Genomic DNA, 14,256 nt, shown 5'->3' on the forward strand with positions numbered 1-14,256 from the left:
GGCGCTGCCGATGAACCTGCCGGAGGAGGAACGCCTGCTGCTCGCGCAGCAGCGCCGCGGCCATAACCGCTTGCGTTTCGTCGCGGCGCTGGAGCAGGGCTTCGTCGAGCATCGGGTGCAGCGCATCAGGCGCCGCCTCTGGCTGATCGGCGGCGTCGCGATCGGCTTCCAGCTGGTCTATGTCGGCCTGGACCTGGCCCTGCTGCCGCCAGTCGTGAGTCTGTCGATATTGCCGTTGCGCCTGCTGGGCATCGCCGGCGTCCTGCTGGCTTGCCTCTACTGCCGCCGTCCCCAGAGTTCGCTGTTCGGCACCCAATTCGCCTACACCGGCGCCTACGCGCTGAATGCCGCCTGTGTGGTGGCGCTGATCTACCTGAGCGAGGCCCTGGGGCAGTCCATGCCCTATGACGGCCTGTTCCTGATCCTGCTGTTCGGCTATGTGCTGCTCGGTGTGTCGTGTCGCGCGATCAGCCTGGCGGCCTGGGGATTCTGCCTGTTGTACCTGCTGCTCGGGGTGCTGCTCACCGATGCGGGATCGCAGCTGGCCTTCCAGGGACTGTTTCTCGGATGCGCCAACCTGATCGGCAGTGGCGGCGCCTATCTGCAGGAGCATGGCCAGCGCAGCGCCTGGCTGAACATGCGCCTGCTCGACCTGGCGCGCCAGCGCGCGGTCGCCGACGATGGGCGCAAGCTGCGCCTGCTCGCCGCTGCCAGCCATGACCTGCGTCAGCCCCTCAACGCCATGGGCCTGTATGCCCAGCACCTGCTCGAGCAGAGTCACGAGCCGGGCATTCGCCAGGTCAGTGGGCGTCTGGCAACCTCGGTGGAACAGCTCAGCCGTCTGCTGCAGTCACTGCTGGACTACAGTCGCCTGACCCTGCCGGGGGGCGTGCCGGTCAAGCCGGAAGTCTTCCCCCTGCGCCCGCTGCTCGAGCGCCTGAGTGGCGAGACGCGGGATGAGGCCAGGGATCAAGGGGTGGACCTGCAACTGCGTTGCGCCGACCTCTGGGTGCGCAGCGACCCGCTGCTGCTCGAGCGGGTGCTGCGCAATCTGCTGGTCAACGCCCTGCGCCACGCCCGGGCGCGGCTGGTGACGGTCGCCGCGCGCGAGGAAGACGGCGCCGTGCTGCTGGAGGTGGCCGACGATGGCCGCGGCCTGTCCCGGGAGGAGCAGGCCCAGGTGTTCGAGGAGTTTCGCCAACTGGATAACCCGGGGCGTAATGCCGAGCAGGGCCTGGGGCTGGGCCTGGCGATCGTCCAGCAGCTGGCCACGCTGCTGGAGCACCCGCTGGAGCTGCACTCGAGTCCGGGGCAGGGTGCGCGCTTCAGCTTGCGCGTGCCGCTGGCTGTGGCGGGTGAGGCGCCGGCGCCGGCGCCTGTCACCCAGGCGATGCAGGGGCGCGTTCTGCTGCTGGAGGACAACGGCCCGGGCCGCCAGGCCCTGGCCGGGCTGCTGCAGCGCTGGGGGTGCGAGGTATGGGCCTGTGCCGGGCTGGCGGAGGCGCTCGGCTGTGTCGGCGAAGCCCAGCCCCAGCTGCTGATCAGTGATTACCGTCTGGCCGCCGAGGAAGATGGCTTGCGGGCCATCGAGCGGGTGCGCGAGGCAGCCGGGCGGATGCTGCCGGCCTTGCTGATCAGCGCCGACATCAGTCCCGAGTTGCAGGAACGCTGCATTCCCGCGCACGTCACCCTGCTCGGCAAACCCCTGCTGCCGGCGCGGCTGCGCCAGGCCCTGGCGGTATTGCTGCCGGGCGCCTCGGCAAGCCAGGCGCAGCGCACAGCCAGCACGGAAAGCTAGCGCCTACGGCGTGCCGAGCGCTTGGGCGAGGCTCAGAGCCAGCCGCGCTGGCGCGCCGCACTGACACAGGCGGTACGGGTGTGCACCTCGAGTTCCTGGAACAGCGCCTTCAGGTGGGTCTTGACCGTGTCCTCGGCGACCCCCAGCTGGCGGCTGATGGCCTTGTTCGGCAGGCCGTCGGCCAGCAGCAGGAGAATCTCCTGCTGGCGGGGGGTGAGCTGGGGCTTGTCGGCGGCCGGGGCGGGAAGTGTCTCGCCGAGCAGTACGCGGGTCACCGCCTGGCGCAAGTCGTCGCCGTCGGCGCTTTTCGGAATGAAGCCGAGGGCCCCGGCGGCCAGGGCGGCCTGGGCATCCAGGCTGGAATCGCTGGCGCTGAGGATCGCCACCGGGGTCATGCGCCCCTGCTGCTGCCAGCGTTGCAGCAGTTCCAGCCCAGGCAGGTCGGGCAGGCGCAGGTCCAGCAGGATCAGGTCGAAATCCTGCCGTTTCAGGCAGTCCTCCGCCTCGGCGGCATTGTACGCGGCCTGCACCCGCAGATCGGCGCACAGCGGGGCGAGGGCCAGGCTCAGGCCGTCGAGAAATATTCGGTGATCGTCCACCAGCAACAGGTTCAACTGGTCTGGCAAGGCAGTGCAAAGTGTGGTCATGGCTGTCCCACGCGGCTTTTCTTGTAGTTGTCGACGCTGCGCGAGTGTACCGCAATCGCGCGAGCGGAATCGCTGCGTGAGGTCGCGGTTGTGGACGAGTGGGCTCAGGCGACCTGGCTGAGGTTGCCGACGCAGCGTTGCCAGGCCGCGATGAATGCGCCGGGCTGGCCGTGGGGATGAAACACCCGCCGCCAGATCAGCGCCAGGCCAAGCAGGTCGTTGGCCGCCGGCAGCACGATGTCTTCCGCCTCGATCAGCAGCCAGGCGATGGCGGTGGCGTAGCGCAGGTTGACGGTCAGCTCCAGGTGCGGGGCGGCGAGAAAGGCATGCTGGCTGGCCAGCCCGCGGACCTGGCTGGCCAGATCCGGATCGCGGGCCAGGTGCAGGTCCCACAGGCGTTGGTGGCGCTGTTCGGCGATGCGGTACAGGCCATGCCCGCGGCGGTCGTCGAGGGCGCTGCCAAGCCCGGACTGGCTGGCCGCGGCGCCGAGCAGAAGGGCTTCGGCGGCAGGGGAGTGGCGGCCCAGGTAGATCAGGGTGGGGCGAATGACGTGCTGGCACAACTCGCAGGCGGCGATACCCATAGAGCCCTCGCGGAAGGTGGCCGGTGGGGCCAGGGCGCATGGCAGCTTCTGTTTGTTCTGATAAAGGCCCCACCGGGAGCGGGGTTAGCCGCTCATGTTCAAGTCTAGTGCGACCTTTGAGCTGTAAAGGGCTGTTTTTAAATTGTTTTCAGCTTTCGCTCATTGCCTATATTCCACATCGTGCTTAGTGGGGCGCGGATGGCGGTAGAGATTGCCTAGCCAGCTCGCCTCGATCTCCGCGCACCCGTCCCGGCTCAGTCGCCGCTCGCAACGGGCCGCGCCGGGTCGGTGATCCATTCGCTCCAGGAGCCGGCATACAGCGGTGCCAGCGGGTAGCCGGCGAGACACAGGGCGAACAGGTTGTGGCAGGCAGTGACGCCGGAGCCGCAGTAGGCGACCAGTCCGCTGGTCGGGCGCGCGCCCAGATGGCTGGCGAAGCGCTGGCGCAGTTGCTCGGCCGCGAGGAAATGGCCATCGCTGTCCAGGTTGTCGGTGAAGGCCGCGCACTGGGCGCCGGGAATATGCCCGGCAACCGGGTCCAGCGGTTCCACCTCGCCGCGAAAGCGCGGCAGCGCGCGGGCGTCGAGCAGGGTCAGTTCGGGGCTGCCCAAACGCTGCTGCAACTGCGCGGCGCCGATCAGCAGGCGCGCATCCGGCTCCCCGTGGAAATTGCCGCGGGGACGGCTCGGCTGTTCCTGGCTCAGGGCCTGGCCGGCGGTCCTCCAGGCCTTGAGCCCACCGTCGAGCAGGTATACGCCCTCACGCTTGCCCAGCCAGGCCAGCAGCCACCAGGCGCGGGCGGCGAACGCGCCGGGGCCGTCGTCATACAGCACCACCTCGTCGTCCTGGTTCAGGCCCCACTGGCGCAGGCGCTCGACCAGGGCGTCCGGCGCCGGCAGTGGGTGTCGCCCGGTTATCCCTTTCTGCACGGGGCCGGAGAGGTCCTGCTCGAGGTCGGCGAAGCGGGCGCCGGGAATATGTCCGCCGGCGTAGCTGCGCTGGCCGTAGCCCGGGTCGTCGAGGGCGAAGCGGCAGTCGAGTATCAGCAGGTCGGCCTGATCGAGGCGAGCGGCCAGGGCCGCGGGGGTGATCAGCTGGGCGAGGGGCATGATGGGCGTCCTGTGTCCAAAGGGGGGGCAAGCGCATCATAAACCCAGCCCGCAGCAGGGGTGCAACGCCTGGGCTAGGCTGGCTGTGACCAGGCGCTGCCGCCGTGGCGCGGTCGATGAGGAAGGGTGAATGCCTAAGGTGAATGCGCTCAGGCGCGCTGCCTGTTGTTCCGGAGGTCAGCATGGTTGAGGCCATCTCTGTCGCGCAATTGCAGGCCCTGATGGCGTCGGCCAAACCGCCACTGCTCTGCGATGTGCGCCGCCAGCCGGCGTTCCTGGCCAGCCCCGTGGTGATTCCAGATGCCGTGCGCCGCTTGCCCGAGACCGTTGCCACCTGGGGCGCGCAGCTTGGCGAGGTGGAGGAGGAGGTGGTGTATTGCGTGCACGGTCACGAGGTCAGTCAGGGCGTCGCTGCGCAGCTCGCCGAACGGGGCGTGCGCTGCCGCTATCTGTTCGGTGGCCTCGAGCAGTGGCTGGCCGAGGGTGGCCCGACCTTGGCGCCGACCGCTTGAGCCCGGCGGCCGGGCCTTGGTTGAGTTGCTGTTGAGCATGGCAGAGGTGTGTGTGCAGCAGTTGCTGACGGTGGTGCTATTCACTCTGATCGCGGGCATGGCGATGCCGTTCGGTGCGGCCCTGGCCAGTGTCGAGCGGATCAGCCCCGGCTGGCTGGAAGAGGAATTTCGCCACAGCGTGATCGCCTTCGGCGGCGGTGCCTTGCTGGCGGCGGTGGCCCTGGTGCTGGTGCCCGAGGCGATCGACGACCTCAGCCCTGTCCCCGTCGTGCTGTATTTCGCTGCCGGCGGGGCGGCGTTCATGGCGGTGGACATCCTCCTGTACCGCATGCAGACCTCGGCCAGCCAGCTGGCGGCCATGCTCGCCGACTTCGTTCCCGAATCCCTGGCCCTGGGTGCGGCTTTTGCCATCGGCGGCGAGGGGGCGGTGCTGCTGGCGCTGCTCATCGGCCTGCAGAACCTGCCGGAAGGCTTCAACGCCTACCGCGAGCTGAAGGATTCGACCCGCTACAGCCGCGCCAGGATCATTCTGCTGTTCGCCGCCATGGCGTTGCTCGGCCCGGTGGCCGGGGTGTGCGGCTATCTGTGGCTGGCCGACAGTCCGGCGCTGGTCGGCGCCATCATGCTGTTCGCCGCCGGCGGCATCCTCTACTCGGTGTTTCAGGACATCGCCCCCCAGGCCAGGCTGGACAAGCACTGGGCCCCGTCCCTGGGCGCCTTGCTGGGTTTCGTACTGGGTATCGTCGGGCACATGCTGGCTGTGGCCTGAGCCGGGCTGCTGTATCGTGCCGCCTTCTTTCACTGCACAGGTCGGTCGATCGACATGAAACGCTTCGTACTGCTGGACACGGCTCAGATTCCCGATGGCGCCGGCGCGCTGTGTCTGTTCGAGTACGGCGAGGACTTCGTGATCAAGATCGCCGGCGGCGATGGTGGCCAGCTGATGAACACGCGCATGCACGGCTCGGAAGACGCCCTGGCGGCGATTCCCTGCAAGAAGGTGGCCGGCCGCCCGCAGGTGCGGGCGCTGATCGGCGGCCTGGGCATGGGCTTTACCCTGGCTTCGGCGCTGCAGCACCTGGGGGCGGATGCCGAGGTGACGGTGGCCGAACTGGTGCCCGGCGTGGTGGAGTGGAACCGCGGGGCGCTGGGCGCCAAGTCGGGTTACCCGCTGCTGGACCCGCGCACCCGGGTGGTCCAGGAGGATGTCGCCAAGCTGCTCAAGGCGTCCACCCAGGCCTTCGATGCGATCATGCTGGATGTCGACAACGGCCCCGAGGGGCTGACCCAGAAGGGCAATGGCTGGCTGTATTCGGCCGAGGGCCTGCGCCAGTGCCACCAGGCGCTGCGCCCCAAGGGCATGCTGGCGGTGTGGTCGGCCAGCGTCGACCGCGCCTTCGCCGACAAGGTGCGCCGCAGCGGCTTCAAGGTCGAGGAAGTGCAGGTCTACGCCCACGGCAACCGTGGTACCCGGCATACCATCTGGATCGCCGAAAAACTCAAGTAAGGCGCTTGCCGCCGATCAGCGCCCGCCGCGGGTCAAGCGCAGGCGGGTTTTTTCGTTGACGCGAGTCAGTGGATCCTCAGTCTGCCGAGGCGGTCGTTGTCCAGGCTGCCGAGGTACAGGTAGTCGCCCACCGGCTTGGCCGAGGTGACCATGCGCAGGTGGCTGCCGCTGCTGTCGTGCAGGCTGCGGACGATCTCGCCCTGCTCGTTGACGGCGATGACCAGGCCGTAGGGGATCGCCTTGGGCCACAGGGCGCGCGGCAGTTTGGCCAGCTGCGCCTTGAGCCAGGGGTGGCGATGGAGAAAGTCGGCATCGGCCTTGCGCGGGGTCGGCATCGCGACCCAGAAGGTGCCGGCGCCATCGCCCTGCAGGTTGTCCGGCAGGCCCGGCAGGTTGTCGATGAAGGTATCCGCGGTACCGGCCTGCTCGCCCTTGAGCCAGTAGCGGGTGATGCGGTAGCAGTAGGTTTCGTTGACCAGGACGAAGTCCTCGTCGGCCGACAGCGCCACCCCGTTGGCGAAGTACAAGTCCTTGAGCAGCACGCGGGTCTCGCCGCTGGCGCGGTCATGGCTGAGCAGGCGGCCGTGGGGACGGGCCTCGAGCAGGTCGAGCAGGTAGTCGGGCTGCTCGAAGCGCGACGAGGCATCGCTGAAGTAGATGGTGCCGTCGGCGGCGATGTCCAGGTCATCGGTGAAACGCAAGGGCACGCCGTCTGCCTCGCTGGCGAGCACCTCGATCCGTCCCTGCGGGTCGATGGACAGCAGGCCCTTGTAGGCATCGGCGACGATCAGGTTGCCGGCGGCGTCGAAGTCGATGCCCAGCGGCCGCCCCTGGGTATCGGAGAAGGTCTCGATCCCTCCATCGGCATCGATGCGCACGATGCGACCGTCGTGCAGGCCGCTGTAGACCCGGCCCTGGGCGTCCACTGCGCTGTCTTCCGGCCCCTGCAGTTGCCCCTTGCCGAGCAGTTCGGCCTTCATCAGGGTGTCGTTGGGCTCCAGTACGCCGGTCATGGCGGGGGCGGGTGGCGCCTGCCAGGCCAGGGGCTCGATGGGGCTGGGGGTGATGGCCAGGTAGAGGGCGCTCGCGGCTAGTGCCAGCGCGAGCAGGCCAAGCAGTTTCTTCATTGTGGTCATTCCTTGTACAGAAGTCGGGCGGATGGCGCGTGGCCGTCAGATTACACAGGTCGCGCGGGACGCGCCCCTTTGCCGGTATCGATGCCCGGCGAAGGGCGAGGGCGATATATACTGCGCGGTATTCTTGACGGGAGTGCCGCGTGGCTATCGATATTCACTGGATTCTTGACGACGCCAGCCTGGCTAAGCATTGCGCCGACTGGCGCCGTCTGCCCTATGTGGCCCTGGACACCGAGTTCATGCGGGTCGACACCTTCTACCCGATCGCCGGCCTGCTGCAGGTCAGTGAAGGCGAGCGCGCCTACCTGATCGACCCCCTGCAGATCGGCGACTGGACGGCCTTCGCCGCCTTGCTGGAAGACCCGGCGGTGGTCAAGGTGCTGCACGCCTGCAGCGAGGACCTGGAGGTCTTCCTGCGCCTGAGCGGCAGCCTGCCGACGCCGCTGTTCGACACCCAGTTGGCCGCCGGCTACCTCAACCTGGGTTTCTCCATGGGCTATTCGCGCCTGGTCCAGGCGGTGCTCAACATCGAGCTGCCCAAGGGCGAGACGCGCTCCGACTGGTTGCAGCGGCCACTGTCGGCGACCCAGGTCAGCTACGCCGCCGAGGATGTGCTGCACCTGGCCGAGGTCTACGACGCCCAGCAGAAGCTGTTGTCGAGCGAGAAGAACGCCTGGGTTCTGGAGGACGGTGCCGAGCTGGTGGCCAACCTGTGTCGCGAAGTCGACCCGCAGGAGGCCTACCGCGAAGCCAAGCTGGCCTGGAAACTGTCGCGCCAGCAACTGGCCGTGCTGCGCGCGCTGTGCGCCTGGCGCGAGCACGAGGCGCGGGCACGCAACCAGCCGCGCAACCGCATCATCCGCGAGCATTCGCTGTGGCCGCTGGCGCGCAGCCAGCCGGACAACCTGGTGGCCCTGGCGCGGATCGACGATATGCACCCCAAGACCGTGCGCCAGGATGGCGAGACCCTGCTGCAGCTGATCAAGGACGCCGCCGCCACGCCGCCGGCCGACTGGCCCGAGGCGCTGCCCGAGCCGCTGCCGGTGGAAGCCTCGGCCCTGCTGAAGAAGCTGCGCGCCATCGGCCAGCGCCAGGCCGAGCGCCTGGACATCGCGCCGGAGCTGATGCTGCGCAAGAAAACCCTGGAAGCCCTGCTGAAAAGCGGCTACCCCGATGGACCCTACCAGCTGCCGGACGCCCTGCGCGGCTGGCGCCGTGAATTGATGGGCCAGGCCCTACTCGCCTGCCTGGCCGCCGAAGGAGACCCCGCGTGAAACGCATCTGCTCGATCTACAAAAGTCCGCGCAAGAACGAGATGTACCTCTACGTGCTCAAGAGCGATGCGCTCAAACGCGTGCCGGAGAACCTGCTGGCCGCCTTCGGCCCGCCCATCCACACCTTCGACATGGTCCTGAGCCCCGAGCGCCAGCTGGCCCGCGAGGACATCCACAAGGTGCTCGACAACCTCGAGCAGCAGGGCTTTCACCTGCAGATGCCGCCGCCGGAAGAGGAATATATCGAGCACCTGCCGGATGAGCTGCTGCGTCGCAACGATCCGGTCTGATCACGCCCTGCCAAGGACACGCCATGCACCTGCTGATCGCCGAAACCGACCATGCCACCTATGCCGAACTGCTGCACCGGGCGGCGCCGGAGCTGCAGCTGCATGCCAGCGCCGATCCCGCCGAGCTGAGCCAGCTGGCCGCCGGTTGCCCGCTGTGGCTGGGCCAGCCGGACCTGCTCGCCGCGCTGCTGGCGCAGGGGCACAAGCCGCAGTGGCTGCAGTCCACCTGGGCCGGCATCACCCCCTTGCTGGCGCCGCAGTTGCCGCGCGACTACCGCCTCAGCCGCGCGGTGGGTATCTTCGGCCAGGTGATGGCCGAGTATGTGCTGGGCCACCTGCTGGCCCACGAGCGCCAGCTGTTCGCGCGCCTGGCCGCACAGGTCGAGCAGCGCTGGGACATCGGTTCGCCGCGCAGCCTGGTCGGGCGCCGGGTGCTGATCGTCGGCTGTGGCGATATCGGCCAGAGCGTGGCGCAGTTCCTCGCGCCGTTCGGCGTCGAACTGCTCGGTGTGGCCAGTCAGGCGCGGGTGCAGAAACCCTTCGTCGAGGTGACGGGCATTGACCAGCTGCCGCGCCTAGCGGCCACGGCCGATTATCTGGTCAATCTGTTGCCGGACACGCCGGCCACCCGCGATGTCTATGACGCTGCGCTGCTGGCCCGGCTCAAGCCCAGTGCGCTGCTGATCAACGCCGGGCGCGGGGTGGCGGTGGTCGATGCCGACCTGGTCGCGGCCCTGGAACAGGGGCAGTTGGCCGGCGCGGTGATCGACGTCTGCCGCCAGGAACCGCTGCCTGCCGGTCACCCGTTCTGGACCGCGCCGCACCTGCTGCTTACCGGTCACACGTCGGCACCGACCGAGCCGCACCTGATGGCTCAGTTGTTCCTCGACAACCTGACGCGCTTTCGCACCGGTCATGAACTGCGTGGCCAGGTGGATTTCGTGCGCGGCTACTAGCCGGCGCCGTTCGGCGATGCGCCCTTGGCCGGGCGCCGGCGCCACGCTAGACTGCCGGCCCTTTCGCCTGTCCCCGTACCGCTCGTTATGGCCGCCAAAGTCGAACCCTTCTGGAAACGCAAGACCCTCGCCCAGCTTGACCAGGACGAGTGGGAGTCGCTGTGCGACGGCTGCGGCCTGTGCTGCCTGCAGAAGCTCGAGGACGAGGACGACGGCAGCGTCTACTACACGCGCATTGCCTGCAAGCTGCTCGACCTGGACACCTGTCGCTGCACCGACTACGCCAACCGCGCACGCTTCGTCCCCGACTGCATCCAGCTCACCCCGGCCCAGGCCGATCAGTTCCAGTGGCTGCCGCCGACCTGCGCCTATCGCCTGGTCAGCGAGGGCAAGGACCTGCCGCTCTGGCATCACCTGGTCTGCGGCGATCCTGAAGCGGTGCATGTCGAACGCATCTCCCAGGCCGGGCGAATGCTCAGCGAGAACAAGGTGGCCGAGGACGACTGGGAAGAGCACCTGATCTTCCGCGCCGGCTAGGCACCGTTGCAGCCCCGCCGGCTTTGTGCAAGCGTAGCCGGCAGCGCCCGGGAACCGGCCCGGCGCCGTGATCCGCATCTTTGTTGCCAAGGAAATGCCCAGCATGCCGATTCGCCTTAGCTTGTTGTTCGCCATCTTGTTGATGCTCAGTACCCCGCTGTGGGCGGCCGTGAAGGTCGACCTGGATTATCGGGTGCGCTTTCTGCCGGAGTCCGATCAGGCCGAGGTCAGCCTGACCCTGGAGAAGGGCGAGCGGGTCCTGGGCCTGGATTTCGACCTGGGTGAGGAGGGCATGTACAGCGATTTCAGCGCCGATGGCCAGTGGACCCAGGACAGTCCCGGGCGCGGCCTGTGGCAGCCGGCCGAGGGCCGGGCCACGCTGAGCTACCGGGTGCGCGTCAATCATCTGCGCAACGACAAGCACTACGATGCGCGCATGACCGAAGACTGGGCGCTGTTGCGCGGCGACGACCTAGTGCCCAGCGCCAGGCTGCGCCAGGAGGACAAGACCGAGCTGGTCGCGCGCCTGCAGTTCGACCTGCCCAAGGGCTGGCGCGGCGTCGAAACCGGCTGGCCGCGCATCGGCAAGAACAAGTTCCGCATCGACAACCCGCTGCGCAAGTTCGACCGACCGACCGGCTGGATAGTCGCTGGCAAGATCGGCACGCGCCGGGTGCGGCTCGGTGATACCGAGGTGACCGTGGCGGCGCCGGTCGGCGAAGGCATGCGGCGGATGGATATCCTCACCCTGCTGACCTTCGTCTGGCCACAGATGCAGGAGGTCTTCCCGCGCGATCCGGCCAAGCTGCTGATCGTCGGTGCCGGCGACCCGATGTGGCGCGGTGGCCTGTCGGCGACCAACTCCTACTACATGCACACGGATCGTCCGTTGGTCAGCGAGAACGGCACCAGTTCCCTGGTGCACGAACTGGTGCACGTGTTCAGCCGCATCAGCCAGCGCGACCGCAGCGACTGGGTCGTCGAGGGCCTGGCCGAGTACTACGCCATCGAGCTGATGCGCCGCGCCGGCGGCTTGAACGAGGAGCGCTACCAGAAGATTCGCCAGCAGCTGAACAAGTGGAGCAAGCCGGTCAAGAGCCTGCGCGGCAACCGCTCCACGGGGCCGGTGACGGCGCGGGCGGTGCTGCTGCTGCAGGAGCTGGATCGCGAGATCCGCCAGGCCACCAAGGGCAATCACCCGCGTTCGCTGGATGACGTGACCCGTGGCCTGATGCGCTTGAACAAGGTCAGCACCCGGGATCTGGTGGAGATCAGCGAAAGCGTCATGGGCAAGCCGTCCAAGGTGCTGGACACCCGTCTGCTGCGTTGATCATCCAGGGCTTGAGCGCCCTGACGGAGAAGGACCATGCTCGGCATCGAACATTTCGGCCTGTTTCTCGCCGCGACCCTGGCGCTGAACCTGACGCCCGGACCGGACATGCTGTACATCGCCTCGCGCGCCAGTGCCCAGGGCACGCCGGCCGGGCTGGTATCGAGCCTGGGCATAGGCGCCGGCTGCCTGGTGCACGCCCTGGCGGCCGCCTTCGGCCTGTCGGCGTTGCTGATGATGTCGGCGCTGGCCTTCAGCCTAGTGAAGTGGGCCGGGGTGCTCTACCTGATCTGGCTGGGCGTGCAGCTGATCCGCGCAGGCTGGCGCGAGGCGCAGCAGCAGACGCTGGTGCCGGCGCGCTTGTCTCAGGTGTTCTGGCAGGGTGTGCTGGTGAACGTGTTCAACCCCAAGGTGGCGCTGTTCTTTCTGGCCTTCCTGCCGCAGTTCGCCCAACCGGACTCGCCACACTTCGTCTGGCAGATGCTCATGCTCGGGGTGATCTTCAGTCTCTGCGGCACCCTGGTGAACGCCGCGGTCGCCGCGCTGTGCGGCCATTTCGGCGCTCGCCTGGGCGACCGGCCCTCCTGGCGCCGCTGGCAGCAGAGCGCTGCCGGCGTGCTGATCATGGCTATGGGCATCGGCCTGGCGCTGACCGAGCGGCGCGGCTAGGCCGGCCTAGAACAGCGGCCCGGACTTGGTGTTGTTGCCCTTGGCGAGGCGGTCGTAGAGCACCACGTTGACCGTCGCCGCGAGGTTCATGCAGCCCTGGGTCGGGATGTACACCACGTCTTCGCACCAGCTGCGGATCTGCTTGTCCAGCGAGCCGTCCTCCGGGCCGAAGATGTAGATGGCCCGATCCGGGTGGGTGTATTCCGGCAAGGGCCGGGCGCCCTCGACCAGTTCCACGGCGACCGGGGTACAGCCCAGGGGGATGATCTTCTGCAGGTCGTCGATGGCGATCAGCGGGATATCCAGGTGCACCTGCTTGGTGTCGGTGACGAAGTCGCGGGCGCGCTCGTAGCGCTTGCCGGTGTAGAACACCGAACTGACGCCGTAGCAGCCGGCGGCGCGCATCACCGCACCGACGTTCTCCGGCGACTTGGGATTGAACAGGCCGATGCAGCTGTATCTCTTGTTCGCCACGAAACGGGCCCCCTGAGCAAAGGGCGCCAGTATACGGGGCGCGCTCCGGACTGGCTTATTCTTTGTTCTTCAGCAGCGCGGCCAGGTCGGCGAAGGCCTTGTGGGTCACCTTGGGGCCCTGGGGCGTGGACGTGGAGCCCTCGCTGAAATACTGCTGGTCGGTGTACCGGGAATGCTCGTTGTCGTGGCAGTACAGGCACAGCAGCTCCCAGTTGGAGCCGTCCTGGGGGTTGTTGTCGTGGTTGTGGTCGCGGTGGTGCACCGTCAGCTCGCTCAGGCGCTTGCCGGCGAACTCGCGGCCGCAGCGTCCGCAGACGTGGGGGTACATCTTCAGGGCCTTCTGCCGGTAGCCTTCTTCGCGGCTGCGCTGGGCCTCGGCGAGGATGCGGTCGAGCTTGGCGGTGGGCGAGGGCGATTTGTCGGTGCTCATGGTCGGTTCCGTCGTGCGATTCGGGGCGTGTCTGCAGTGTAATCCTGCCGGCAGTCGGCGAGAACCGCCGGGCGGGCACTAATCGAGCGGGGTGCGGCCCAACGGGGGAGTCCCGCGAGAAAGGAGGGCGGCGATGCCGTTGTGGGTTTTGGCTCTGTCCTGCCTGGGTGCGTTCTGGGTCGCCGCGCTGCCGGCGCAGGAGGCCCGATGGCCGGCCTCATATGAGCGCGCGGCGGGCTCGCCGGGCACCGCCACCCCGCAACCCTTCGTCCTGCCTCGCTCCGCCGGGCTTCCCGGCACGGCACCGCAGCATCTGCCGCTGCTCAACGACGGTACGGGCAATCGGGGCGGAGCGCTCAATCCGCGGCCAGACGGGCCGCTGCCGGCCGACGGCAGGCTGCCGCTGCTGGAGCGGCAACCGCAGCGCCAGCGCTGAGATTGATCAGACCTGTTTCTCGATCAGCTGGCCATCGACCATGCGCAGGCGCTTGGACATGGCCACGGCGATCGAGCGGATGATCTTGGCGGCCGACTTGGGGGCTTCCTGCAGCATCTTCTCCAGGGAGTCCTTGGCCAGCACCAGCAGGGTGCAGTCGGTGACCGCCACGCAACTGGCCGAGCGTCTTTCGCCATCGAGCACGGCCATCTCGCCGAAGGCGCGACCCTTGCGCAGCTTGGCGATCTCGACGATCTCGCCGCTGGAGTTGGTCTTGCGCACCGAAACCGCGCCGAAATGAATGATGCACATGAAGGTGCCGGCATCGCCCTCGTCGCAGATGACCGCGTCCGGGTCGAACTTGCTGATGTTGAAATAGCCCGCCGCGTTGAGCAGTTCGGCCGGCAGCAGGTTGTGGAACATGCCGCAGTCGAGCAGCATGTCGCGGATTTCATCGATCAGGTAGGAACTGTCGGGCATGGGAACTCTACGGCTGTCCGGCAAGAAATGGGTGGTTCACAGGTGACGTTAGCTGGCCGAGGCGGGCTTGCCAACGGCCGCCCGCCG

General features: G+C 67.9%; 18 protein-coding genes. 11 read left to right on the forward strand and 7 right to left on the reverse strand.

The genetic code is table 11. The features are described 5' to 3' along the window. Nucleotides 1-10 precede the first annotated feature (10 nt). Nucleotides 11-1,798 (forward strand): hybrid sensor histidine kinase/response regulator, encoded by a 1,788-nt coding sequence (locus LPB260_RS27410; RefSeq protein ID WP_208709065.1) that lies wholly within the window; start codon nt 11-13, stop codon nt 1,796-1,798. 32 nt (nt 1,799-1,830) lie between these two features. Here LPB260_RS27410 and LPB260_RS27415 read toward each other — a convergent pair whose 3' ends face one another. The 3 genes from LPB260_RS27415 to LPB260_RS27425 form a co-directional block, all read right to left on the reverse strand. Continuing rightward, a complete protein-coding gene (locus LPB260_RS27415) occupies nt 1,831-2,445 on the reverse strand; it encodes a response regulator transcription factor (protein ID WP_208709067.1) in 615 nt (204 codons plus the stop codon). 104 nt (nt 2,446-2,549) lie between these two features. Then, nucleotides 2,550-3,029, reverse strand: coding sequence for a hypothetical protein (locus LPB260_RS27420; protein ID WP_208709069.1), 480 nt, complete (start codon nt 3,027-3,029; stop codon nt 2,550-2,552). 254 nt (nt 3,030-3,283) lie between these two features. Beyond that, nucleotides 3,284-4,138, reverse strand: a complete 855-nt coding sequence (locus LPB260_RS27425) for a sulfurtransferase (RefSeq protein ID WP_208709071.1) — start codon at nt 4,136-4,138, stop codon at nt 3,284-3,286. A 182-nt stretch (nt 4,139-4,320) separates the two neighbouring features. Here LPB260_RS27425 and LPB260_RS27430 point away from each other — a divergent pair, with 182 nt between their 5' ends. From LPB260_RS27430 to LPB260_RS27440, 3 genes are read left to right on the forward strand one after another with little or no spacing between them, the layout of a single operon-like run. Then, on the forward strand, nt 4,321-4,650 hold the full coding sequence (locus tag LPB260_RS27430; RefSeq protein WP_208709073.1) for a rhodanese-like domain-containing protein: 330 nt from the start codon (nt 4,321-4,323) through the stop codon (nt 4,648-4,650). A 37-nt stretch (nt 4,651-4,687) separates the two neighbouring features. After that, complete coding sequence (locus tag LPB260_RS27435; protein WP_208709075.1) at nt 4,688-5,419, forward strand: ZIP family metal transporter; 732 nt, start codon at nt 4,688-4,690, stop codon at nt 5,417-5,419. 54 nt (nt 5,420-5,473) lie between these two features. After that, the gene (locus LPB260_RS27440; RefSeq protein WP_208709077.1) at nt 5,474-6,157 is read left to right on the forward strand and encodes a spermidine synthase; all 684 of its coding nucleotides are present in this window, start codon (nt 5,474-5,476) and stop codon (nt 6,155-6,157) included. Nucleotides 6,158-6,222: 65 nt separating this feature from the next. Here LPB260_RS27440 and LPB260_RS27445 read toward each other — a convergent pair whose 3' ends face one another. Beyond that, the gene (locus tag LPB260_RS27445; RefSeq protein ID WP_208709079.1) at nt 6,223-7,284 is read right to left on the reverse strand and encodes an SMP-30/gluconolactonase/LRE family protein; all 1,062 of its coding nucleotides are present in this window, start codon (nt 7,282-7,284) and stop codon (nt 6,223-6,225) included. 149 nt (nt 7,285-7,433) lie between these two features. Between LPB260_RS27445 and rnd the strand changes: the two genes are divergently transcribed. The 6 genes from rnd to LPB260_RS27475 all read left to right on the forward strand — a co-directional run bounded on the left by rnd (nt 7,434) and on the right by LPB260_RS27475 (nt 12,349). Continuing rightward, the gene (gene rnd, locus LPB260_RS27450) at nt 7,434-8,567 is read left to right on the forward strand and encodes a ribonuclease D (protein ID WP_208709081.1); all 1,134 of its coding nucleotides are present in this window, start codon (nt 7,434-7,436) and stop codon (nt 8,565-8,567) included. Continuing rightward, nucleotides 8,564-8,857, forward strand: a complete 294-nt coding sequence (locus LPB260_RS27455; RefSeq protein WP_208709083.1) for a YcgL domain-containing protein — start codon at nt 8,564-8,566, stop codon at nt 8,855-8,857. Before rnd ends, LPB260_RS27455 begins: the two co-directional genes overlap by 4 nt. Nucleotides 8,858-8,880: 23 nt before the next feature. Continuing rightward, the gene (locus LPB260_RS27460) at nt 8,881-9,813 is read left to right on the forward strand and encodes a D-2-hydroxyacid dehydrogenase (RefSeq protein WP_208709085.1); all 933 of its coding nucleotides are present in this window, start codon (nt 8,881-8,883) and stop codon (nt 9,811-9,813) included. A gap of 87 nt (nt 9,814-9,900) precedes the next feature. Next, entirely contained in the window at nt 9,901-10,350 is a 450-nt protein-coding gene (locus LPB260_RS27465; RefSeq protein WP_208709087.1) for a YcgN family cysteine cluster protein, read from the forward strand. A 103-nt stretch (nt 10,351-10,453) separates the two neighbouring features. After that, the gene (locus LPB260_RS27470) at nt 10,454-11,680 is read left to right on the forward strand and encodes a hypothetical protein (protein WP_208709089.1); all 1,227 of its coding nucleotides are present in this window, start codon (nt 10,454-10,456) and stop codon (nt 11,678-11,680) included. Between the two features lie 36 nt (nt 11,681-11,716). Then, complete coding sequence (locus LPB260_RS27475; RefSeq protein ID WP_208709091.1) at nt 11,717-12,349, forward strand: LysE family translocator; 633 nt, start codon at nt 11,717-11,719, stop codon at nt 12,347-12,349. Between the two features lie 6 nt (nt 12,350-12,355). On the opposite strand, the gene LPB260_RS27480 is transcribed toward LPB260_RS27475, so the two are convergent. Both LPB260_RS27480 and LPB260_RS27485 read right to left on the reverse strand, forming a co-directional pair. Next, nucleotides 12,356-12,823 carry an RNA methyltransferase gene (locus LPB260_RS27480; RefSeq protein ID WP_208709093.1) on the reverse strand — a complete coding sequence of 156 codons (468 nt, stop codon included), beginning with the start codon at nt 12,821-12,823 and terminating at the stop codon, nt 12,356-12,358. A gap of 55 nt (nt 12,824-12,878) precedes the next feature. Beyond that, nucleotides 12,879-13,253 carry a YajD family HNH nuclease gene (locus LPB260_RS27485; protein ID WP_208709095.1) on the reverse strand — a complete coding sequence of 125 codons (375 nt, stop codon included), beginning with the start codon at nt 13,251-13,253 and terminating at the stop codon, nt 12,879-12,881. A 133-nt stretch (nt 13,254-13,386) separates the two neighbouring features. On the opposite strand from LPB260_RS27485, the gene LPB260_RS27490 reads away from it, so the two are divergent. Further along, the gene (locus tag LPB260_RS27490) at nt 13,387-13,689 is read left to right on the forward strand and encodes a hypothetical protein (RefSeq protein WP_208709098.1); all 303 of its coding nucleotides are present in this window, start codon (nt 13,387-13,389) and stop codon (nt 13,687-13,689) included. 6 nt (nt 13,690-13,695) lie between these two features. Here LPB260_RS27490 and LPB260_RS27495 read toward each other — a convergent pair whose 3' ends face one another. Continuing rightward, the gene (locus LPB260_RS27495; RefSeq protein WP_208709100.1) at nt 13,696-14,169 is read right to left on the reverse strand and encodes a cyclic nucleotide-binding domain-containing protein; all 474 of its coding nucleotides are present in this window, start codon (nt 14,167-14,169) and stop codon (nt 13,696-13,698) included. Nucleotides 14,170-14,256: the final 87 nt, after the last annotated feature.

The sequence above is a fragment of the Pseudomonas sp. LPB0260 genome (assembly GCF_013388395.1).